Source organism: Halanaerocella petrolearia (assembly GCF_054657875.1).
In genome coordinates this window covers 249,201-271,984 of the sequence record NZ_BAAHXW010000001.1, presented here as the reverse complement: position 1 = coordinate 271,984, position 22,784 = coordinate 249,201, and the positions used below count along the sequence as shown (strand labels likewise).

The following is a 22,784-nucleotide window of genomic DNA, read 5'->3' as shown; positions in this document are numbered from 1 at the left end:
TATTATGATTACAAAATTTAAGGGGGAAAAAGTGTGGAAAGTTATGGTTGGTTGTCGTTATTACCACCATTATTAGCTATTATTTTAGCTTGGTGGAGTAAAGAAGTATTAGTTTCATTATTTGCTGGTCTATTTGTAGGAGCAACGGTTATAGCAGATTTTAATCCACTAGTAGGTTTTATGAAGACACTTGATACGTATATTGTAGGTGCTTTAACTGATTCTTGGAATGCTTCGATATTATTATTCTTACTTACATTATCAGGTATGGTAGGGATTATTACTAAGTCAGGAGCTACAAATGCAATTGCAGACTTTATAGCTAAAAAGGCTAAAACAGCTAAAAGAGCTCAATTAGCTACTTGGATTATGGGACTTTTAATCTTCTTTGATGATTATGCTAATAGTCTAATTGTAGGTACAACAATGCGGTCTATTACTGATAAATTGAAGGTATCTCGAGAAAAATTAGCTTATATTGTAGACTGTACTGCAGCACCTGTCACTAGTATGGCCTTTATCTCTACATGGGTTGGTTATGAGATGGGATTAATTCAAGATGCTTTTACAAAGTTAGGTATTGAACAGAATGTTTATTCTACTTTCTTAAAGACAGTTCCTTATCGATTTTATAGTATTTTGGCTCTATTTATGGTTCTAATAATCGTTATGACTGGAAAAGACTTTGGGCCAATGTATAAAGCTGAAAAGAGAGCACGAAATACAGGAAAAGTCTTAGCTGATGGTGCTACTCCTATGGCTTCAGAAGAATTGACAGATATGGAGTATAAAGAAGATAATAGTATGCAGTGGTATGATGCTTTTATTCCTATTATTTCAGTTATTGCAATCTCACTATTTGGCTTATGGTATAATGGTGGTGGATTAGACCCAGCAGTAAGTATTAGAGATGCTTTTGGTAATGCAGATTCTAGTGTTGTTTTATTATGGTCTTCCTTTAGTGGTACTTTAATTGCAGGAGTATTAGGGTTAATTAAAGGTAATCTATCAGTAGAAGAAGTAGTAGATGGTTGGGTAGATGGAGCTAAAGCTTTAGCTGTTGCCTGTGGTATTTTAGTTTTAGCTTGGTCACTAGGAACAGTTATAGATAAATTAGGAACAGCTGATTATATTGTAGCTTTGACTAAGGATCTAATTCCTCCATTTTTAATTCCAACAATGATGTTCTTAATTCCAGGAGTCGTAGCCTTTGCAACAGGTACTTCATGGGGGACAAATGCAATTATTATGCCGTTAGCGATTCCTATGGCTTATCAATTTGGTGCTCCTATGTTACCTACAATTGGAGCAGTTTTAACTGGATGTGTATTAGGAGATCATTGTAGTCCAATTTCTGATACTACAATTATGTCTTCTACAGCTTCTGCTGCGGATCATATTGATCATGTTAATACACAGCTACCTTATGCTATTACAGTAGGAATAGTATCAGTCTTATTTGGATTTTTACCAGCTGGTTTTGGACTGCCTTATTGGGCAACTTTCCCATTATTAACTTTAGGAATTATTGTTCTGTATCTAGTTGTTAATTTCTATGGTGAGAAAGTGGAAAAGACTACAATTGAAACTGAAGATAAGTTTGTAGCTTAAAAAACAGTACAGGATCAATCCTGTACTGTTTTTTTCTTTTTTTGATAAAAATAAACTTTAATCTCGTAATAAAGAGTCTTCTTAAGAATACAATTGTATAAAAGGTTAAGGAGGAAATCAAATGAGATTAAAGCAGAATATTACTTTGATTTTCCTAATCACCTGTTTAATATCCTTTATTATTGGAGTAGATGCTTTAGATATTTTATCTTTTCCTACCACTAAAACTTCATTACCAGGAAAAGAAATTAAAGTTATTAAACCACAATTACCTATTCAGCAGCAGGATAATGTAGAAATCATCTGGGATGTATCAGGAAGTATGTGGGCCAAAGTAGATAATAGTAATAAACTTTCTATTTCTAGAAAAGTAATTAAAACTATAGTCAATCAATTACCTCATAAAGTAAAGTTAGGAATCAGAGTTTTTGGTAGTAAGATAGATAAGAATAATCAATCAGTACTGGCTATTCCATTAGGAAGGAATAATCATAAAGAATTACTTGGTCTTGTTAATCAAGTAATTCCAGCAGGGAAATCACCTATAGGTTTAAACTTATTACAGGCTAAAGAGGATTTAATTAGTTTAGAAGGAACAAAACATATTATTCTAGTTACAGATGGCAGAGATACAGGTAAGATTATGCCTAGTCAGGTAATCAATAAGTTAAGTCGAAATCAGATTAAAACTCATATTATTCATGTAGGCAGAATAGATAAAATAGAACAATTAAAACTAAAGTCTTTAGCCAGATTAGGTCATGGAAGATACTTTACTTATTTTGAAAGTCAAGAAGTAATACCTACTATTAATTTGGACTAATAGTAGGTTTATAGTTAAAAATTAAAGGAAGATATAAGATCCTATAGAAAATAATAGATGAGAAAGGAGGTAATATAGAATAAACTTAGTAAATTAGGTAAAATTAGTATATAATATAATAGTAGATATTTTGGAGGTGCTAATAAGTGTTAAATAAGTTATTAATTATACCAATTGTACTTTTCATTATAAGTAGTATTTTTCTAAACTTAGGAGTTAATTTTTATACTGATTTGCTATGGTTTAAAGGGTTGAATTTTTCTGATAGCTTTTGGACAATCATTCAAAATAAGATAGGTTTTAAGTTGGGAACTTGGTTGTTAATTTCAATTATCATCTTTATCAATTTATTATTTACTAAAAAGAAAGTAGTAGAATTTTGGGAAAATTTAAAGAAGAAACAAGAAGAAAAAGATTCAGATATTATAGAATTAAATCCAGTTGATTCTAATAAGTGGCTAGAGATTTTGACACCAGGCAGGGCAACTTTTATCTATCTGTTACTTAGTTTAGTAGTCGGTTTTATCTTTAGTAATGTTAGTGCTAATGACTGGCAGTTGGCCCTTAAATTCTTTAATAGCACACTATTTGGAAAGACTGATCCTTTATTTAATAAAGATATAGCTTTTTATGTCTTTAAACTTCCTTTTTATAATCTGCTTTATCAAATATTAACTTTAACAGTTGTCTTATCAGGTTTTATTTCTGGAGCCATCTATCTATTAACTGCTAGCGGCAGTTCATTTTTAAGTAAATTAAATGATAATCACATTAAATCTCACATGTCTATTTTATTATCAGCCTTCTTCTTACTTAAAGCCTGGGGTTATAGATTAAATATGTTTCGGCTATTGTACTCTGAAAGAGGAGTAGTTTTTGGAGCTAGTTATACTGATGTTAATGCACAATTGTTGGCGTTAAAAGTATTATCTATACTCACAATAATAATTGCTATCTTTATATTCACCAATATCTTCTTTAAAAATATGAAGTTTATTATAGGAGGGATCATTACTTTATTTATAGCCTCTATTTTATTAGGCAATATTTACCCAGGTCTAGTTCAACAATATCAGGTAGAGCCTAATGAAATTGCCAAAGAATCGCCTTATATTAAACATAATATTAAGTTTACCAGAGAAGCTTATAATTTAGATGAAATAGAAGAGAGAGAGTTTCCTGTTAAGGAGAGAATGACTTATCAAGATATTAAGAATAATCCAACTACAATTAATAATATTAGACTATGGGATAGCCGACCTTTAAAATCTACTTATAGTCAACTACAGGAGATTAGATCATACTATAGTTTTAATGATATTGATATTGATAGATATAAAGTCGATGGAGAAGTAAAGCAGGTAATGTTAGGAGCTAGAGAGTTAAACCAAGATCTATTATCTAATCAGGCCCAGACCTGGGTTAATAAGCGTTTGAATTATACTCACGGATTTGGTATGGCTATGAGTCCTGTTAATGAGGTTACTAAAGAAGGTTTACCTAAATTTATAGTTAAAGATATCCCGTCACAGAGTAAAGGAATTAAAATTAAACAACCTAGAATTTATTATGGAGAATTAACTAATGAATATGTAGTTTCTAATACTAAGGCTAAAGAATTTGATTATCCCCAAGGAGATATTAATCAATATGTCAATTATCAAGGTACTGGCGGAATTAAATTAGATTCAATTATTAAGAAAGTAGCCTTTTCTTTGAAATATAATACTTTAAAGTTACTATTAAATAATGATATTACTAATGATAGTCGATTAATGTTTAGAAGAAATATTAAATCTAGGGTACAAAGGATAGCACCATTCTTAAAGTATGATCAGGATCCATATCTAGTAGTTGGTGAAGATGGTAGATTCTATTGGGTGCAAGATGCTTATACAACTACTAGTTTATATCCTTATTCTGAGCCACAACGCTGGGGGAATTACATTAGAAACTCAGTTAAAGTTGTAATTGATGCTTATAATGGAGATATAAAGTTTTATATAGTAGATAGATCAGATCCTATTATCCAGACTTACCAGAAGATTTTTCCTGATTTATTTACTTCCTTTAAGGATATGCCTACAGGTCTTAAAGATAATATTAGATATCCTGTAGATCTATTTAAGATTCAAGCCCAGATGTATAATAATTATCATATGCAAAATCCTAAGGTGTTTTATAATAAAGAAGACTTATGGAATACTCCACAAGAGAGTTATAGTGAGGCAGGTCAAGATAATTCTAAGCTAACTAATTATCGCTCTGATTCAGAGATTAAGATGCAACCTTATTATGTATTAATGAATCTACCACAGGAGACTAAAAGAAACTTTTTATTAATGCAACCTTTTACTCCTGTTAAGAAGAATAATTTAAATGCTTGGTTAGCAGCTAAGTCTAATCCAGAGGATTATGGTAAGCTAATTCTATATAAGTTCCCTAAGCAGAAATTAATTTACGGGCCAATGCAGATAGAAGCTCGGATTGATCAAGACTCTAGTATTTCTAAACAACTAAGTTTATGGAACCAGCGTGGTTCACAAGTAATACGAGGAAATTTATTGACAATTCCTATTGATCAGTCATTATTATATGTAGAACCAATCTATCTTCAAGCAGAACAGAGTAAACTTCCAGAGTTAAAGCGGATTATTGTATCTTATGGAGAAAGATTAGCTATGGCTCCTAATCTAAAACTAGCTTTAAGAAAGTTATTTGGTATTACTAAAGATAGAGAAGAACCTGAAGTTGAAGAACCTTTAGAACCTGCTGAGGGAGTAGAGCCAGCTACTGTAAAAGGATTAGTAACTGAAATTGATAAGCTGTATAATCAGACACAAGATGCATTAAAAGCAGGTAATTGGAGCCAGTACGGTGAGTTGATAACAGAGTTAAAAGAAAAGATAGATAATTTAAAGAGTAAAGTAAAATAGGATAAAAAAAGGGGGGCTATTGCTCCCTTTTTCTCTTTAAAAAAGGGATAATTAAGACAGAGGAGAAATATAAATATAAGCTACTAGTATTAATGGTATATAAAGGATGATAGTAACTAATGGAGGATAAGGTTAAATTAATCCAAGAGACACTGGAAGTTGATGCTAATACGGCTCAAAAGGCACTTGATTTAGCTGATCAGGATCTAGATAAGGCACTAGAGATGGTAGAGTTAGTTGATAAAAGTTATGTCATTGTCCAAGGTAAGATCAATTATGGAGGTTATAATAGAGTATATGGCCTCTTTAACTTAGTCATAAATGGAACAGAAGGGGAACTTATAAGAATAGATTCTGTTTTAAATAGTAACTCTAAGTTATGGGAAGTAGATCTAACAGTAAATAATAATATATTTATTAAGACTATTAACAGTTTTACACCTGATCGGAGAAATGTTAAAGAAGATTTATCTTTTGTAAAACTATTTAATCCAGCTCAGCTATTTAAGATCTTTAAGTTGGCCCAAGATGAAGCTTTAAAAAAGTTACATAAGTTCTTTAAAGAAGAATTAGAAACAGAACTTGAAGAGACAATAGAAGTAGAGTTAGAGGTAGAATTAAAGAATAAATTGCAGTTAGAAAAGAATTCTCCTGAATTATTCTCTGATGATGAAGAGAAAGAGGGGGAAGAAGAGCCAAAGGATGATCAATTAGGGTTAGATATTGAATTAAAATGTAGACCTTTTATTTCTCCGACCCAAGGAAAAAGACCAGTTGATTTGAGATTAGGAGATAAACTATTAGTAGAAATTGTAGACCAAAGAGAGATTGGACGTTACTTTAAGAAACTATTAACTGATGACTCATCTAAGTTAGTTTCAGGTCAAGTAACAACAATTAACTTTGATTCTGCTTTAGATAGATTTTCAGTTACCCTTCAATTTGGTCCTAAGATCTATGGCCAAATAACTACTGGTACTGAAATTAAGATAGCGACTAATCAACTACAAGAAGATAAAAACAGAGAGGAAAACAAGGAGAATAAAAAAACAGAAACTGATAGTAATTTTATTATCTTCATTTTATTAGGGCTTGTAATGGTATTATTAGTAATAGCAATAAATATTTATTTATAAATTGAGAAATGATAATAGTTGAAAGGAGGCAGTTTAGTGAATAATAAAAAGATATTACAAAGATTGTCTGAATCAGTAGGGGTTTCAGGTTATGAAGCTGATTTAACTAGAGAAGTTGGAGAACTAATGATAGATTATGTAGATCAGATCAAATATGATACATTAGGGAACCTAATTGGGTATAAAGCAGGAACTAGTAACGATGAGTTAAAGATCATGTTAGCAGCTCATGTTGATGAAATTGGTCTGATGGTAACTGATATAGAAGATGGTTTCTTAAGATTTACAACTGTAGGAGGTGTAGACCAAAGAACTCTAGTTGGTCAAGAAGTCTTAGTTCATGGTCGGGATACATACCAAGGAATTATTGGAGCCAAACCACCTCATGTACAGAGTTCACAGGAGAGAAGACAGGCTTATAAATTAGAAGATATGTATATTGATTTAGGACTTTCTACTGATAAAGTAGAAGAAGAGATTAGAGTAGGAGATATAATCTCTCTTAGCCGAGAATTTAAAGATTTAGAAAAGGAAAGAGTTAGTGGTAAAGCACTTGATGATAGAGCTGGTATTTTAGTTATTTTACATACTTTACAAGAGTTACAGAAGTTACGCCATCAAGTTGATCTTTATCCAGTAGCTACTGTCCAAGAAGAGGTAGGAGTTAGAGGAGCTACCACTAGTACTTATGGTATTGTACCGGATATTGGAATAGCAATTGATGTCTGCCATGGTACTATGCCAGGAGTTAGTGAAGAAGATGCTGCTGAGTTAGGAGCAGGACCAGCTCTTGGTTTTGGCCCGCATGTCCATCCGAAAGTATTCAAGAAGTTTAAAGAAGTGGCTAAGGAGTTAGAACTAGACTATCAAGTAGATCCATCTAATACTCCAGCAGGAACAGATGCTTATGCCATTCAGATTACTAGAGCAGGAATTCCAACTGCTTTAATCTCTATTCCACTCCGGTATATGCATACTTCAGTAGAGACATTATCACTGACAGATATTAAAAGGGCTAGTCGATTGTTGGCCCACTTCATTGCTGCTTTGGATGCTGACTTTGTGGAGGGATTAGAATGCTTTTAAAAAAATTAACTGAAACTAATGGTGTTTCAGGTCGTGAAGATAAAGTTAGAGATATAATTAGACAAGAGATTAAAGATTATGTTGATGAGATTAAGACTGATAGTTTAGGGAACTTAATTGCTTATCAAGCTGGTGACAGTAGTAAGCCAAGTGTTATGTTAACAGCTCATATGGATGAGATCGGGTTAATGATATCTGATATAACTAAAGATGGATTATTAAAGTTCAAGCCAATTGGAGGTATTGATAAGCGAGTTTTAGTTTCTAAACAGGTTTTAGTAGGTAAAAATAAGCTACCTGGTGTTATTGGAGCTAAAGCAATTCACTTACAAAAGCCAGAAGAGCGAAAGAAACCTCTGGATTATAAGAATTTATATATTGATATTGGTGCTAGTAGTAAAGAAGAGGCCCAAAAAAAGGTTGAATTAGGAACAATGGCTACTTTTAATACAGAATATAAAGAGTTAGGTTCTAAAACAGCAAAAGGGAAAGCTTTTGATGACCGAGTTGGTTGTGCTACTTTAATTGAAGTTCTACAGGAAGATTATGATCTATCTTTATATGTTGTTTTTACTACTCAAGAGGAAGTAGGAACTAGAGGAGCCAGTATTGCTGCTTATAATGTCGACCCTGATTTAGCTTTAGTATTAGAAGGAACTACAGCTTCTGATGTGCCTGATAGTGAAGAAGCAGAGTATTCTACTAGTCTAGGACACGGACCAGCTCTTACAATTAGAGATCGAAGTACTATTCCAGACCAGACTATTGTCCAGCAGTTAATAGATATTGCCCAACGAGAAAAGATTGATTATCAATTTAGAAAGTCAACTGCTGCTGGTAATGATGCTGGAGTAATTCATTTAACTAAAGAAGGAATTCCTACAGCAGCAATTTCTGTTCCTTGCCGTTATATTCATTCTCCAGTTTCACTAATTAATTTAGATGATTATCAAGCTACAATTAAGTTGACAAAGTTATTCTGTCAAGAAGTTGCTCAAGGAGGGATTATTAATGAAAGAGTTGATTAAAAAACTGGTAGAAACTTATGGACCAGCTGGTGATGAAGAAAAAATCCGAAAAGTTATTCAAGAAGAAATTAAAGATTATGTTGATGAAATTAAAATAGATACTATGGGGAATTTAATTGCTCTTAAAAAGGGCCAAAATTCCAACCAAAAGATTATGCTAGCAGCTCATATGGATGAGATAGGAGTTATTGCTACTCATATTGATGAAGATGGTTTCATTCGTTTCTCTAAAATAGGAGGAGTACCAACTCATACTCTTTTAGGTGAGCGGGTATTATTTAATGGAAAGACAGTAGGAGTCATTGATAAAGAAGGACAGCTAGAAAAGATTAGTAAATTAAAACCTGATAAGATGTATATTGATATCGGTGCTACTAGCAAAAAAGAAGCCCAAAAGAAGATTAGACTCGGTGATACTGCTTGCTATTATCGTCAGATGAATGATCTAGGTAATAGAATTACAGCTAAGTCAATAGATGATCGATCTGGATGTGCTTTATTGATTCAGAATCTGAAAGAATTAGAACAGCCAACCTATGATACTTATTTTGTCTTTACTACGCAAGAAGAGGTAGGAACTCGTGGTTCTAAAGTATCTGCCTATGGTATTGACCCTGACTTAGGAATTGCAGTTGATGTAACTCTAACAGGAGATACACCAGAAGCTAAAAGAATGGCTGTCTCGTTAGGAGATGGACCAGCTATTAAGGTCAAGGATAGAACTGTACTAGCCAATCCACAAGTAAAGCAGTTAATGATTGATGTTGCCGAAAGTAAAGATATTCCTTACCAGTTAGAAGTGTTACAGGCTGGAGGTACTGACGCAGGTAGTATGCAACTGACAAGAGATGGAGTCTTAGCAGGTGCTCTTTCCATTCCAGCTCGGTATGTCCATTCTCCATCAGAAATGATTGATTTAGATGATTTAGAGAATGGAGTTAAGTTATTAACAGGAGTCTTAACTAGCGATTATAACGAAATATTATAGAGAAAAAGGCCACCGAAAGGTGGTCTTTTTTATTATTTAGAATTATAAAGTTTATGAATGCATAATTTAATAATAGGAAATCCTATAATGAAGGAGAGATATAATGAAAAAAATAAAGGTGATTACTACTGGAGGAACTATTGCTATGGGCCAAGATCAGAGTACTCACCAGATGGTACCACAACTTTCTGGGCTAGATTTACTGGATCAAGTACCTGAACTAAATAGTATGGCCCAATTAGAATTAATACAATATGCTAATTTAGATAGTTCTCAATTGACTCCTAAGGCTATTTTTGAACTGGCCAAATTGATAGAAGAATCTTTACAAGAAGATGAGATTAATGGTGTATTGATTACTCATGGCACTGATACTCTAGAGGAGACTGCTTATTTGTTAGATTTAATGGTTGATAGTTCTAAACCTGTAGTTATAACAGGAGCTTTACGGGGCTTTGATGAACCTAGTTCTGATGGATCAGCTAATTTAATTCAATCTTTACAGACAATTTTAGATCCCCGTAGTAAAGATCGTGGTGTTTTGGTAGTCTTGAATAACTTAATTCATGCGGCTCGTTTTGTATCTAAAAACCATACCAATAAATTAGAGGCTATAAGCTCTATTAATGGAGGGCCAATAGGTTTTATCGATCATGGGGGTGTTCATTATAGTTATCAGATACAACCTCAAGCAACTATTAAGCCAGATTCTTTAGCGGCGCAAGTAGAGATTATAAAGTTAGGTTTAGGTTCTACTGGCAATCTAATTCAAGCTGCACTAGATTATGATTGTCAAGGACTAGTCATTGAAGCCTTTGGGTTAGGAACTTTGCCTGAAAGTATTGGCCCTGGATTGAAACGAGCCCAAGAAGAAGATATTCCAGTAGTAATTACTTCCCGTTGTTTAGAAGGAAGAGTCTATAATTTATATGCTGCATCTGTAGGAGAAGAGAAAGTTACCAATTTAGATTTAATCTTTGGTCGTAATTTAACTAGTGCTAAAGCTAGATTATTATTAATGTTATTATTAAGTCAAAATAAATCACAAACAGAAATCAGACGATTTATTAACTTAAAGTTGAAAATATAATAGTGGAGGTAAAATAAATGAAACAATTTACTCCAAAACGAGTTCTGATTGAAGAACAGGCATTAGATTATCCGTTAGGGAAAGAGATAGAAACTAAATTTGAGAATAAAGGTACTCCTATAGATTATATAGAATCTCATAATCGAGTTAGAGCAGATAAAGAAATGGAGCCTACTGAATTATTTAATTGGACTAAAGAAACATTGGTAGTTGGAGTTAAGAAGACACTAAAGTTTAAATCATGTAAACCTTCAGCTGATTATCGGGTAGTAACTAGTACTAGCTGTCCAGCTAAATGTGAATACTGTTATTTAGCTAAGAATTTAGGTGCTGCTTCTTATGTCAGAATCTATGTCAATTTAGACGAGATTCTTAAAGCCGTTAAGAAACATATTAGAAAAGGCAGAGGAGATATTGTTACTTTTGAGGCTAGTAGCTCCTCTGATCCTGTAGCAGTAGAACATCTAACTGGTTCTTTACAGAAAATGATTAAGTATTTTTCTAAGCAACCCAAAGGAAGATTAAGAGTAGTAACTAAATTTTCTAATGTAGATTCTCTTTTAGATATAGAGCACAATAATCATACTAGATTTAGATTTAGCTTAAATAGCAAGCATGTAATTAAGAACTTTGAACATCTTACAGCTAATTTAGAGGAACGTATAACAGCTGCAGGTAAGATTCAGGATGCTGGTTACCCATTAGGTTTTATTCTAGCTCCTTTAATGATCTATGAAGGATGGAAAGAAGACTATACTTTTTTACTAGAAGAGTTAAAAGAAACTCTTTCTAATCCAGTTGATGATAGGTTAACTTTTGAGTTGATTATGCATAGATTTAGTACTAGATCTAAGAATTTAATAGAAGATAGATTTCCTAATACAAAATTAAAATTAGATAAAAAGGAATATCATCATAAAGGTTTTGGTAAATATGTTTATCCAAAAGAGAAAGCCGAAGAATTAAAGACTTTTCTGACTGATAAGATTAACAAACTCTTTCCTGAAGCAGAGATAGAATACTTTACTTAAGGAAGAGTTAAAAGGAGATGGTAGTATTAAGAATTATAGACCTTTAGAATTGATTTCTATAGCCTTTAAGATTTTATCAGTTTTTACGTTGCTTTTTACTTTAGTGATTACTTTTGTTAATATAACTCAAGTGCCTAAAATGGGGCTTGATAGTCATCCTAATCCTGTATTTGCTTTCTTTAATGCGTTATTTCCTATACTTTTTGGCTTATTTGAAACTTTATTTTTATATGCTAGTGGAGAGCTATTACTATTATTAATAGATATGAAAGATAATCTAGTAGAAATAAATCAAAAAATAGATAAGCCAGAGATTTAATCTCTGGCTTATCTTTAATCTAATAGCTTTTCTATCTTTTCTTTGATCTCTTGCCAGCTATTAACCCGAGGTATTGGCCCTTGATAGGAATGGTTATGATCCATATCCATTAATAAGACTGGAATATTTAATTCTTTAATAGGTATTAAATTAGCCAATTTATCATCAATAAAGAGTTGGATCTCTTCTTCTTGGCAGATTTTAGCCTTCTCTTGACTATGAATTAATTTATCAAAAGGAATCTGGTGCTCTATTAACCAGTCATGAGTAACTTGATTATACTCTTCTTCTCGAGCTGTAACTAATAGTATAGTGTATCCTTGCTTTTGTAAGTTATCTAAAATTTCTTTAGCTTCAGTAAAGGGTTCTACTTTAGAAAAGATTTCACTTCCTTTTTCTAACATAAATTCTTCTACTTCTTCTAAGGTTATTCCATATGCTTTTCTAAAATCATAAATCTTTTCTTTTCTTTCTTCTAGATTAAAGTAATCACAGATATGACGATGCCAGATATTATCTTCTCCTTTGCCTTCATCTGTTAGTACGGCATCGATATCAACACCAATTACTTTTTTCATCTTATCACCTCACTAATATTTATGCATTTAAACTACAATTTCTGATTCTATTTCTTTTTCTTTACTGATTAATATATTTAAAGCATTTTCCGCTGCTCTGAGATGTTTATCATCTGGCTCAACAGTAGTAAACCTTTGTACCAAAAAAGGTATATTCATTAAACTATCTGGGAGTAAAAGTAATAATTCATAAGCTATACCTAAGACTAATAGGGTCTGTAAATAAAGATTAAAACCTAGTCCAAAGTACTCGATTACTATAGTTAGTATCAAGTAAAGTGTTACTAAGTTAGTTCCACAGCGTCTAGCTAATCGAGAATGTGAATTTATTTTTTTAGTAAATTGAGATTGATAATAATTAACTGCTTTATGCTCAGCTCCATGAAACTTAAAGATTTCTTGAAGTAAAGTCTGTCTTAAAATAATAGCTAATAATACAATCCCTCCCCAATAAACAATAGGAGGTAAAAAGAAAATTATATCCATCATCTGAGTGCTACTGTTAGGAAAAAAGATAAAATAGAATTCTAAAGCAATATCAGTAGCTAGTAACAATAAAATAGGCCAAAATCGTTTAGGATTACTTGTTGCTTCTTTAAAGAAGAAATACAAAGAGAATAAAAGACTAATAATTCCTCGTAAAAATGGAACTTTCTTAAGCAATTGATACAATCTATTATCTGCTAGTGTGTTTTTACCTACTTGACAGAATAAATTACCATCTTCATAATAGGCTTTGACAGAATAATGTTTACCAAATAAAGATACTCCATTTTTATAGGCCCGACCTCCGATTTTCATCTTTTCCACCTCCGACTAATAGTGTATTCTTTTTACTAGAGATTGTCAATTTAAAAAATTACATTTACTTGCTTTTACTGGTTGTAAGTTAAACTTTGCTTTCTCATGTCAGTAAGTGAATCTTTTATAGTTTCTATTAGCCAGAAAGATAGTAAAATAAATGTAATTCCCTCTGCAATTGGAAATGCAAACCATAAAGTTGATAAATCGTATATTTTTCCTAGTAGATACATAGTTGGTAATAAGATTAAGATCTGTCTTAAAAACGAAAGGAATAGACTAGGAAATCCTCTTCCAATTGATTGAAATATTGTGGATCCAATAACATTAATACCCATAATCAGATAAGCAATACTAATCCTCTTTAAAGCACTAGTTCCAATAGCTATTAGTTCTGGATCTTTATTGAATAGCTTAATTAATTCCTTAGGAAACAACTGAAAGGCAGTAAATCCAATTAAGGAGAATAAAAAAGTTATTAATACTCCATAAGTAATAGTCTTCTTCATCCGGTCAGGATTGTTATGGCCATAATTGTACCCAACAAGAGGCATAAATCCTTGGCTTAATCCAAAGATAGGTAAAATAACAAAAGCTTGTAATCTAAAGTAAACGCCTACTACTGCAACAGCTGTCGTACTATAACTTCCTACAATTTTATTCATTCCAGCAATCATAATACTAGCTAATCCTCTCATAACCATTGCTGGAAAGCCCACTTGATAAATCTCTTTAATAATTTGCAGATCAAAATCAAATTCTTCTAGTTTTAATTGAATTTGATTTTGATCACTTAGAATGACTAAAGCAATAAATAGTCCACTTAATCCTCTAGCAAAGACTGTAGCAAAGGCAGCTCCTTCAACTCCTAATTTAGGAAAAAAACCAATCCCAAAAATTAAGAAAGGGTCAAGTACTATATTTGTAACTGCTCCTATTAACATAGTCAACATAGGGACAAAAGTATTTCCTTCGCCTCGTAAAATATTATTAAAAATTATAGGTACAAATACAGCTACTGAACCCATCATAATTATTCTAATATATCTACTACCTAAAGCAATTAGTTGAGAATCATTGGTAAAAATGCCAATCAAATTATCACCAAAAAAACCTCCAATTATTGCTGTTACTAATGAATAAATAATAGCAATTAAAAATACATGTTCAGCTGTATTGTTGGCTTTGTGATGTTCTCCTTTTCCTAATAATCTAGAGATTAAGGAGTTGGTTCCAATTCCTGTACCAGCACCAATGGCAATTAAGATCATTTGAATAGGAAAAGATAATGATAATGCTGATAAAGCATCTGTACTTAAGCGACCAATATAAATAGTATCTACTACATTATATAAAGCATTAATCATCATTCCAATAATACCTGGTGTAGCTAATTTAAATAATAATGGTAAAATAGGCTCTTTGCCTAATCTATCAGATTTTTTATTAAGCTTCATATTGATTCCTCCTATGAAATTATCTACTTATCAAGTTTAGTTCTTAAGTTGTTATTTATTTTTTTAATTACTTTTAGAAATATTTCTATTTCTTCTTCAGATAAGCCTTTTCTAACTTCACTTTCAACTGTACATAAAACTTCTTTTAATTTAGGTTCAAATTCTTTAGCTTGAGAAGTTAAATGGATTAATTTTTTTCTTCTATCATTGGGATCAGTCTCTTTAATTATAAATCCTATCTCTTTTAACTTATTAATTCCTCTACCTACTGCAGCTTTATTTAAATTATACATCTGGCATAAGTTATGCTGACAAATTCCTTCTTGGTTGTATAAAGCAATTAACAGTAAAATTTGACCATGGCTAATATCATAAGGTTCTAACTTCTTGTCTAGTAATGAAGCATGGGCTCGCCGAGTCATACTTAAATATTTACCAATTGGTTCGTCTATCATATTGAACACCTCCTAATTGTTGACAAGACAACTAAATATTATTATAATGAACTATAGTTGACTTGTCAACTAAAATAAAGAGAAGGAGGGCCAACATGAAACCAAGAGAAGAATACTATAAAGTAAATGCAGAGCAAGTAATCAAAGAATTAGAGAAAAGAAATATGGAAGGCTACTATTGTGCTAATATAGAAGAAGCAGTAGAACAAATATTGTCTTTATTACCTGAAGAAAAAAGTATTTCTTGGGGTGGTTCTATGACAATAGAAGAGTTAGGGGTAAAGGATAAAATTAAGAAAGATAATTATACTGTCTATGATCGGGCCAACGCCAGTAATGAAGAAGAGAAAGATAAAATTTATCATCAGGCTTTAAACAGTGATTATTTCTTAATGAGCACTAATGCTATTACCAAAGATGGCAAGCTAGTTAATATTGATGGTCGAGGTAATCGGGTAGCTGCTTTAATTTATGGGCCAAAAAATGTAATTGTAGTAGCTGGAATGAATAAACTGACTATTAATGAAGAAGATGCTCGCAATCGAGTTAGAAATCAAGCTGCTCCAATAAATACGCAACGTTTAGATATGGAAACTCCTTGTGCTAAAACTGGATCTTGTACCAACTGTAAAAGTGAAGACTGTATCTGCTGTCAAACAGTAATCACTAGACTATGTAAACCAACAGGGAGAATCAAAGTAGTTTTAGTAGGAGAAGAATTAGGATATTAAGATAAAATGCTTAATAAACAGTTATTTTTCCGTTTGCTATTATTAGCAGGCGGTTTTTTTATTAAAGAACTTGACTTTATTAGATAAATTTGATAATTTATTGACTACAGAGTCAAACTGACTGGTCAGACAAGAGATTATCTATGAAAGGAGGAAACTTATGAAACCAAAGTCAAAAAAAGAAAAGATAATCCAAGCAGCAGTCAAATTATTTTCTCAACAGGGATATTATCAAACACCTGTTTCAGAAATTGCTGATGAAGCAGAAGTAGCTAAAGGAACAGTATATTGGTATTTTGATAGTAAAGAAGAATTGTTTTATGGAATTATACTATCACAGTTTGAATACTTATATAGTCAAGTTGAGAAAGTAACTAATGAAAGCAACCAATCTTTCACTACTAAATTAGAAGAAGTTATTAGAATCTACTTAAAATTTAATAGAGATAATAAAAATATAGCTAAGATACTACGAGAAAGTTCAGTCAGTCCTAATGATCATTTTCATAAGGAAATGAAGAAGTTCAGGTCATCATTAGTTAACAATTTAGCTAAAATAATTCGTAAGGAACAAGAAGTTAATCAAGTTTCTAATAAATTAGATGCTAAAGAGTTAGCTAATTTTATTTTAGGTTCTATTATGGGAAGTTATAATCCAATTGTTTATAATTTAACAGATGTAGAGGAAAAAGTTGATTTTGTGTTGAGTATCATTTTAAATGGAATTGACAATTAAATTTTAATTTTTATGGTCAATTATTTATTATTCTCTAGTTACTGAGGGGAGGAAAGATTAGATGAAACAGAAAATATTAATCTTATTGATAATAAGTATGTTGTGTACATTAGCAATGCCGATTTATGCTAAAAGTAATAACAAAAGAGTTCTGACTAAAAAAGAAGTAATAAATATAGCTTTAGAGAAAAACTCTGAATTAAAGAAATTAAGAAAAAAGATTAAAATTGCAGAGGCTAAACTTAAGCAGGCTCAAGGTGCTTTTTATCCTAGTCTTGATGTAGGGGGGAGTTATACTAGGTCAGGAGAAAAGAATCAAGCCTCTTTTTCTAAAAATACTTTCTCTACTAGTTTAAGTCTAAACCAACCAATTTTTCAAGGTGGAGAGTTATGGCTAGGCTATAAACAAGCAAAAAATAGTCTTAAATTGACTAAATTAGAATTAGAACAAAAGAAACAAGAGGTTACTTATCAAGTTTTAGAAGAATATTATGCTATTTTAAAAGCTAAAAAGATGGTTGGAGTCTATCAACAGCAATTAGAGAAGAATAAATTCTATTTAGATGAAGCTAAAACTAATAAAGAAGTCGGTATACATACTAAAACTGATGTTTTACAGGCTAGAGTTAATTATACTCAAGCCCAACAAGATCTATTAGTAGCTAAAAACAACTTAGAAACTGCTAAATTGAATTTAAAAAACACTTTAGAATTAGCTGATAGAATCAAATTAAAATTAAATAATAAGCTAACTTGGGAAGAAAAAAGTTTGAATCTAGAAGAAACTTACAAGTATGCTTTGAATAACAAAGTACAATTTAAATTATTAAATTTACAACAAAAAAATAATCAATTAAGTTTAAAGCAGATTAAACTATCTAATAAATATCCTAATCTTAGTTTATCAAGTAGTTATGGAACTACCAGTGATGAATTAACTTTTGAAGATGGAGATTGGAAGATTGGATTAAATTTAAGTTATAATTTATTTAATGGTGGTCAAGATGAATCTAAAATTAAAGCAACAGCTGAAAAAGTTGAAAAAGCTAAAATTAAAATCCAAGAAACTAAAGATGATGTTAAATTAGGAATTAAACAAACACTATTAAATATTAGAGAAGCTAAACAGAGGATTAAGTTAAGTAAATTAAATTTAGAACAAGCTCAAGATAATTTAAAACATACTGAAATCAGATTTGAAGAAGGAATGACTACTAGTTATAAAATGTTAGATGCTCAAGCTACCTTGCAGCAAGTTAAAACTAATTATTATCAATCAATTTATGATTATAATTTAGCAGTAGCCAATTTAAATAAAATGATAGGTAAGAATAATTTCCAGATTGATGATCAAGTAAGAACAAAGGCTAAAATAAAACAAAAAATAAAAAAGTTAAGAAAGAAAAAGAATAAATTAGCTGCTCAAGAAGAATTTAGAGCAGCAGCGGATATAAAGGATAAAATTGAAAAATTAAAAAATAAGCTAAATAAGTAAGATTTATAAAAAGGAGGATTGACAATGATTAAAAGGAGTAAAAATCTAGTTATAATTGCATTGATTTTGGGATTAGTAATCAGTATAGTTACAGGTTGTGGTTCAAAAAAAGATAAGCAAACATCTGGGTCTAAAAAGTCAAGTGTTCAACAGTCTAGAAAACCTATTCCAGTAAAAGTGAAACAAGCTGATATAGGCAATATCACAAAGTATATCACTGTTACTGGTACAGCGAAACCAGTCAAATCAACTGAAGTAACACCAGAATTACAAGAGCAAGCAGATAAAGTACTAATAGAAGTTGGAGATAAAATAAAAAAAGGTGAAAAATTGGTTCAGCTTAATCAAGAAGATGTTCAAGCTCAAGTTGAAGAAGCGAAGGCAGCTTTAGAAACTGCTAAAGCTGGATTAAATGAATTATTAGCTGGAACGAGACAAGAAAAGATTGATAGACTTGAGGCTCAATTAAAACAAACTGCTGTCACTTATAAGCAAGCTAAAAAAGATTATGAACGTTACAAAAAATTATTCAAAAAAGAAGTTATTTCTAAACAAGACTTAGAAACGATTAAAAATCAATACATAAGTGCTGAAAGTAATTATCAAGCTGCTAAAGAAGAATTGAAGATGGCTAAAAACGGGCCAACTAAAGAACAGATAGCTGCTCAAAAAGCCCAAGTTAAACAAACTAAAACTAGTTTAAATACAGCGAAGTTGAATTTAGCTAAAACTGAGATTACAGCTCCAATAGCTGGAGTAATAGCTGAAGTGAATATTGAAGAAGGAGAAACTGTTTCTGCACAACAGCCAGTAGTTTCAATTATTGATCTTAATCCAGTAGAGATCAAAACTTACATTAGTGAACAAAATATAAATAAATTAGATATAGGTCAAGAAGTATCAATTAATTTTTCTGCTTTAGATAAAGAATTGACAGGTAAAATAAAGACTATCAGTCCAGCACTTGATACTAGTAAAAAGAAGTTTCCAGTAGAAATTAGAGTTGATAATAGTTCACAACTTATTAAATCAGGGATGTATGCTACAGTAAAATTAAAAACTGATGTGAGTTCTGGAAAAATAGTACTCTCTAAAAAATCAATAATTCAAGAAGATGGAACAGAATATGTTTATATAGCTCAAAATGGCAGAGCAGTTAAAAAGGAAGTAACAACAGGCTTAGCTACTAAAGAAAAAGTAGTTATTTTAGCAGGAGTTAGTTTAGGAGATCAAGTGATTACTGAAGGTTCCGAACAGGTAACAGATGGTTATGGAGTAACAATTGTAGGTGGAGGTGGTCAATAATGAAACTCTCTGATTTTTCAGTAGATAGACCAATAACAATTACTATGTTTGTATTATTGATCATATTAGTAGGTGCTGTCTCCTTTACAAAGTTAGGAATCGATTTATTGCCTGAATTAGATTTACCTTTTGTAGTAGTACAGACTACTTATAATGGTGCTAGTCCAGAAGAAGTAGAAGATTCAGTAACTAAAACAATGGAAGAGACAGTAGCTACAGTAGAAGGACTAGATACACTTAGTTCAACTAGTAAAGAAGGCACCTCAACTATTATCTTAGAGTTTAATTGGGATGTAGATATTGATAATGCTAAAGCAGATGTGAGAGATAAAATTGATATGATAAAAGATAGTCTGCCAGATGGTGCTGATGAACCAACTATTATGCAATTCGATCCCTCTAATGAACCGATTATCAAAGTAGCTATGTCAGGAACTGGTTTAGAACATCTAAAAGAAGTAGCTGAAGATAGATTTGAAACTCAGTTAGAAAAAATTTCTGGAGTGGCTTCAGTAGATATTCTAGGTGGTTTAGAACGCGAAATTCATATTAACTTAAATCAAGCAAAGTTAACAGCCTATGGCTTGACTATGAGTAATGTAAGATCTAGTATTCAACAAGCTAATCTGGATATGAGATTAGGCCAAGTTGATGATGGAAGTAAAGATTTATCTTTAAAAGGTAAAGGAGAATTCAGTAGTGTAGATGAAATTAGAGAGATAGAAATTTTATCTTCTAGTGGAGAAAAGATAAATCTATCTGATATTGCTGTAGTTAAAGATACCCATGCTGAAGTAGAACAGTATAGTTACTTAAATGGTAAACGAAGTATTATGATTGAAGTTCAAAAACAGAGTGATTCTAATACTGTTGCAGTGGCAGATAAAGTAAATAAGAAGATTAAAGAATTAAAAAAGCAACTTCCTGCTAATATTGATGTTAAAGTTGTTTCAGATAATTCGGAATTTATTAATAATTCAATTTCCAGTGTAAAACAGAACTTCTTTACTGGAGGTATCTTAGCAATAGTAATCTTGTTTTTATTCTTAAGGAATGTAAGAACAACAGTAATTATTGCTACAGCTATTCCAACCTCTGTAATAGCTACCTTAGGAATGATGTATTTTGGAGGATTAAATTTAAATAATTTAACTTTAGGTGGTTTAAGTTTAGGTATTGGAATGTTAGTAGATAATTCAGTGGTAGTTTTAGAAAATATCTATCGCCATCACCACGAAGGGTTTGGCAGGATTAAAGCTGCTAAAGCAGGGGCATCTGAAGTAGGAGTGGCTATTTTTGCCTCTACAATGACAACAGTAATTGTATTCCTACCAATGGTCTTTGTAGAAGGTATTGCTGGAGAAATATTTACTCCTATGTCTTTAACAGTAGCCTTTTCTCTATTAGCTTCTTTTGTTGTAGCAATAACTTTTATTCCAATGTTATCTTCTAAATTATTACGTGTTGAAGTTAATGAAGAAGAAAATAAGTTAGGTAAGATCTCTCAAATATATAAAAGCCTTTTACAATGGTCACTAAATCGCAGATATTTAGTAGCAGGAGCACTAATTATAGTTCTATTGTTATTTGGTTTTGGATTAAAGAAAGGTGTTATACCTTTAAAGACAGAATTTATGCCTAAAACTGATCAAGGAACTGTAAATGTCTATTTTGAATTAGCACAAGGAACTAGATTGAAAAAGACAGATCAAGTACTAGATAAATTGAAGAATAATATTAAAAATATACCTGAAGTAGAAGATATCTCTAGCCAAGTTGGTTCCAGTAATAGTAATCAAGGAAGTATAGAAGTAGATTTAGTAGATTTAGATCAGAGAGAAAGAGGAGTTACAAAAGTAGCAGAAATAGTTAGAACTAAATTAAAAGATATACCTGGAACAGAGATTAATGTTGTTCCTCAAACCTCTATGATGGGTCAAAAGGGTAAAGGTGGAGGAGCAATTACTATTAATGTACAAGGACCTGAACTAGAAAGACTAATGAAGTTGGCCCAACAGATAGAAACAAAGGTCAAAAATACTCCAGGAACTAGAAATATTGATGTTACTCCTAGTGCTAGTAAACCTGAGTTAGAGATTGTTCCTAAAGATAATTTAGCTAAAGAATTAGGCATTACTAAACAGACTTTATTTAATGCTTTAAAAACTGCAGTTGATGGTTCTGATATAAGTAAGTATAAAGAAGATGGTGAAGAGTATGATATTAAATTAAAATTACAAGATAACGAAACTGATTCTATAAATAAGTTATTGAATATCAAAGTAAGCTCTCCTCAAGGTGGGACAGTACCATTATCTCAAATTGCTGAGATTAGATATAGTAAAGCACCAAATGCAATTGATCGTGAAGAGCAAGAACGGAAGTTCTCTATTGGTACTGATACTTATCAACGTAGTTTAGGTGCTGTGCTAACCGATATTAAGTCAACTCTTGCTAAGATGGATCTTCCTAATGGATATAGCATTAATTATAAGGGAGATGCAGGAGACATGAAAGAATCATTTGCTGAATTATTCCAAGCTATGTTAATGGCAATAGTCTTAGTTTATATGGTTATGGCGGCTCAATTCGAATCATTAGTCCATCCTTTTGTAATTATGTTTACAGTGCCAATCTCTTTAGTAGGAGCTATCTCAGCATTAGCAATTACTGGAGTTCCATTAAGTATTAATGGTTTCATTGGTGTAATTATGTTAGCTGGAATTGTTGTTAATAATGGAATAGTATTAGTGGATTACATCAATACTCGTCGCAAAAATGAAAATAGAGAAGAAGCCATTTTAAATGCTGGTCCAGTTAGGTTAAGACCAGTTATGATGACAGCTCTAACAACAATGTTAGCAATGGTCCCTTTAGCTTTAGGAATTGGTGAAGGTTCTGAAATGCAGCAATCAATGGCTATAGTAGTAATTGGTGGACTATTACTGGCTACATTTTTAACTTTAGTGATTGTTCCTGTTATTTATGATATAGTTGAAGACTTTTCTAAATGGATAACAGAATTTATTAGAGGGCTTTTACATGGTAAAAAAGAAAAAGAAAGAACAGTTTAATATTTAAAAATCATTTCCAAAAGACCTTCCTTAAGGAGGGTCTTTTTTTATTTTCTAATCCTATTTTAAGGAGGTTTTAATTTTAGAATGATGTGATTGATTTA

The 22,784-nt window shown here is 31.5% G+C and carries 19 protein-coding genes; 15 read left to right on the top strand and 4 right to left on the bottom strand.

The annotated features are described in order from the left end of the window. Window positions 1–33: 33 nt before the first annotated feature. From ACYQ39_RS01445 to ACYQ39_RS01400, 10 genes are all read left to right on the top strand, one after another. Complete coding sequence (locus ACYQ39_RS01445; protein ID WP_459840095.1) at window positions 34–1,611, top strand: Na+/H+ antiporter NhaC family protein; 1,578 nt, start codon at window positions 34–36, stop codon at window positions 1,609–1,611. A gap of 121 nt (window positions 1,612–1,732) precedes the next feature. Then, window positions 1,733–2,434: a vWA domain-containing protein gene (locus tag ACYQ39_RS01440; RefSeq protein ID WP_459840094.1), complete on the top strand. Its 702-nt coding sequence runs from the start codon at window positions 1,733–1,735 to the stop codon at window positions 2,432–2,434. Window positions 2,435–2,580: 146 nt separating this feature from the next. After that, entirely contained in the window at window positions 2,581–5,370 is a 2,790-nt protein-coding gene (locus tag ACYQ39_RS01435; protein ID WP_459840093.1) for a UPF0182 family membrane protein, read from the top strand. 119 nt (window positions 5,371–5,489) lie between these two features. Next, complete coding sequence (locus tag ACYQ39_RS01430) at window positions 5,490–6,506, top strand: hypothetical protein (RefSeq protein ID WP_459840092.1); 1,017 nt, start codon at window positions 5,490–5,492, stop codon at window positions 6,504–6,506. A 36-nt stretch (window positions 6,507–6,542) separates the two neighbouring features. Then, window positions 6,543–7,592, top strand: coding sequence for a M42 family metallopeptidase (locus ACYQ39_RS01425; protein WP_459840091.1), 1,050 nt, complete (start codon window positions 6,543–6,545; stop codon window positions 7,590–7,592). Further along, complete coding sequence (locus ACYQ39_RS01420; protein ID WP_459840090.1) at window positions 7,583–8,620, top strand: M42 family metallopeptidase; 1,038 nt, start codon at window positions 7,583–7,585, stop codon at window positions 8,618–8,620. Before ACYQ39_RS01425 ends, ACYQ39_RS01420 begins: the two co-directional genes overlap by 10 nt. Then, window positions 8,604–9,608, top strand: coding sequence for a M42 family metallopeptidase (locus tag ACYQ39_RS01415; protein ID WP_459840089.1), 1,005 nt, complete (start codon window positions 8,604–8,606; stop codon window positions 9,606–9,608). The genes ACYQ39_RS01420 and ACYQ39_RS01415 overlap by 17 nt, the downstream gene beginning before the upstream one ends. 103 nt (window positions 9,609–9,711) lie before the next feature. Then, the gene (locus tag ACYQ39_RS01410; RefSeq protein WP_459840088.1) at window positions 9,712–10,698 is read left to right on the top strand and encodes an asparaginase; all 987 of its coding nucleotides are present in this window, start codon (window positions 9,712–9,714) and stop codon (window positions 10,696–10,698) included. Window positions 10,699–10,715: 17 nt separating this feature from the next. Then, window positions 10,716–11,729: a spore photoproduct lyase gene (gene splB, locus ACYQ39_RS01405; protein ID WP_459840087.1), complete on the top strand. Its 1,014-nt coding sequence runs from the start codon at window positions 10,716–10,718 to the stop codon at window positions 11,727–11,729. An 88-nt stretch (window positions 11,730–11,817) separates the two neighbouring features. Further along, window positions 11,818–12,048, top strand: a complete 231-nt coding sequence (locus ACYQ39_RS01400) for a hypothetical protein (protein WP_459840086.1) — start codon at window positions 11,818–11,820, stop codon at window positions 12,046–12,048. Between the two features lie 14 nt (window positions 12,049–12,062). Here the strand turns inward: ACYQ39_RS01400 and ACYQ39_RS01395 are convergent, their stop codons facing one another. The 4 genes from ACYQ39_RS01395 to ACYQ39_RS01380 form a co-directional block, all read right to left on the bottom strand. Beyond that, window positions 12,063–12,626, bottom strand: a complete 564-nt coding sequence (locus ACYQ39_RS01395) for a 5' nucleotidase, NT5C type (RefSeq protein WP_459840085.1) — start codon at window positions 12,624–12,626, stop codon at window positions 12,063–12,065. Window positions 12,627–12,653: 27 nt separating this feature from the next. Continuing rightward, window positions 12,654–13,427: a DUF1385 domain-containing protein gene (locus ACYQ39_RS01390; protein WP_459840084.1), complete on the bottom strand. Its 774-nt coding sequence runs from the start codon at window positions 13,425–13,427 to the stop codon at window positions 12,654–12,656. 74 nt (window positions 13,428–13,501) lie between these two features. Next, window positions 13,502–14,884, bottom strand: a complete 1,383-nt coding sequence (locus ACYQ39_RS01385; protein ID WP_459840083.1) for an MATE family efflux transporter — start codon at window positions 14,882–14,884, stop codon at window positions 13,502–13,504. A 23-nt stretch (window positions 14,885–14,907) separates the two neighbouring features. Then, entirely contained in the window at window positions 14,908–15,339 is a 432-nt protein-coding gene (locus ACYQ39_RS01380) for a MarR family winged helix-turn-helix transcriptional regulator (protein ID WP_459840082.1), read from the bottom strand. Window positions 15,340–15,434: 95 nt separating this feature from the next. Between ACYQ39_RS01380 and ACYQ39_RS01375 the strand changes: the two genes are divergently transcribed. From ACYQ39_RS01375 to ACYQ39_RS01355, 5 genes are all read left to right on the top strand, one after another. After that, window positions 15,435–16,070, top strand: coding sequence for a lactate utilization protein (locus ACYQ39_RS01375; protein WP_459840081.1), 636 nt, complete (start codon window positions 15,435–15,437; stop codon window positions 16,068–16,070). A gap of 160 nt (window positions 16,071–16,230) precedes the next feature. After that, window positions 16,231–16,806: a TetR/AcrR family transcriptional regulator gene (locus ACYQ39_RS01370; protein WP_459840080.1), complete on the top strand. Its 576-nt coding sequence runs from the start codon at window positions 16,231–16,233 to the stop codon at window positions 16,804–16,806. Window positions 16,807–16,867: 61 nt separating this feature from the next. Next, window positions 16,868–18,301, top strand: coding sequence for a TolC family protein (locus tag ACYQ39_RS01365; RefSeq protein ID WP_459840079.1), 1,434 nt, complete (start codon window positions 16,868–16,870; stop codon window positions 18,299–18,301). Window positions 18,302–18,325: 24 nt separating this feature from the next. Next, window positions 18,326–19,606 (top strand): efflux RND transporter periplasmic adaptor subunit, encoded by a 1,281-nt coding sequence (locus tag ACYQ39_RS01360; protein ID WP_459840078.1) that lies wholly within the window; start codon window positions 18,326–18,328, stop codon window positions 19,604–19,606. Further along, a complete protein-coding gene (locus ACYQ39_RS01355) occupies window positions 19,606–22,680 on the top strand; it encodes an efflux RND transporter permease subunit (RefSeq protein ID WP_459840077.1) in 3,075 nt (1,024 codons plus the stop codon). The genes ACYQ39_RS01360 and ACYQ39_RS01355 overlap by 1 nt, the downstream gene beginning before the upstream one ends. Window positions 22,681–22,784 lie beyond the last annotated feature (104 nt).

Coding starts and splice junctions, on each gene's coding strand:
- ACYQ39_RS01440 (WP_459840094.1), top strand. CDS start 1,733: ATGAGATTAAAGCAGAATATTACTTTGATTTTCCTAATCACCTGTTTA.
- ACYQ39_RS01430 (WP_459840092.1), top strand. CDS start 5,490: ATGGAGGATAAGGTTAAATTAATCCAAGAGACACTGGAAGTTGATGCT.
- ACYQ39_RS01420 (WP_459840090.1), top strand. CDS start 7,583: ATGCTTTTAAAAAAATTAACTGAAACTAATGGTGTTTCAGGTCGTGAA.
- ACYQ39_RS01415 (WP_459840089.1), top strand. CDS start 8,604: ATGAAAGAGTTGATTAAAAAACTGGTAGAAACTTATGGACCAGCTGGT.
- ACYQ39_RS01410 (WP_459840088.1), top strand. CDS start 9,712: ATGAAAAAAATAAAGGTGATTACTACTGGAGGAACTATTGCTATGGGC.
- splB (WP_459840087.1), top strand. CDS start 10,716: ATGAAACAATTTACTCCAAAACGAGTTCTGATTGAAGAACAGGCATTA.
- ACYQ39_RS01395 (WP_459840085.1), bottom strand. CDS start 12,626: ATGAAAAAAGTAATTGGTGTTGATATCGATGCCGTACTAACAGATGAA.
- ACYQ39_RS01390 (WP_459840084.1), bottom strand. CDS start 13,427: ATGAAAATCGGAGGTCGGGCCTATAAAAATGGAGTATCTTTATTTGGT.
- ACYQ39_RS01385 (WP_459840083.1), bottom strand. CDS start 14,884: ATGAAGCTTAATAAAAAATCTGATAGATTAGGCAAAGAGCCTATTTTA.
- ACYQ39_RS01380 (WP_459840082.1), bottom strand. CDS start 15,339: ATGATAGACGAACCAATTGGTAAATATTTAAGTATGACTCGGCGAGCC.
- ACYQ39_RS01375 (WP_459840081.1), top strand. CDS start 15,435: ATGAAACCAAGAGAAGAATACTATAAAGTAAATGCAGAGCAAGTAATC.
- ACYQ39_RS01370 (WP_459840080.1), top strand. CDS start 16,231: ATGAAACCAAAGTCAAAAAAAGAAAAGATAATCCAAGCAGCAGTCAAA.
- ACYQ39_RS01365 (WP_459840079.1), top strand. CDS start 16,868: ATGAAACAGAAAATATTAATCTTATTGATAATAAGTATGTTGTGTACA.
- ACYQ39_RS01360 (WP_459840078.1), top strand. CDS start 18,326: ATGATTAAAAGGAGTAAAAATCTAGTTATAATTGCATTGATTTTGGGA.
- ACYQ39_RS01355 (WP_459840077.1), top strand. CDS start 19,606: ATGAAACTCTCTGATTTTTCAGTAGATAGACCAATAACAATTACTATG.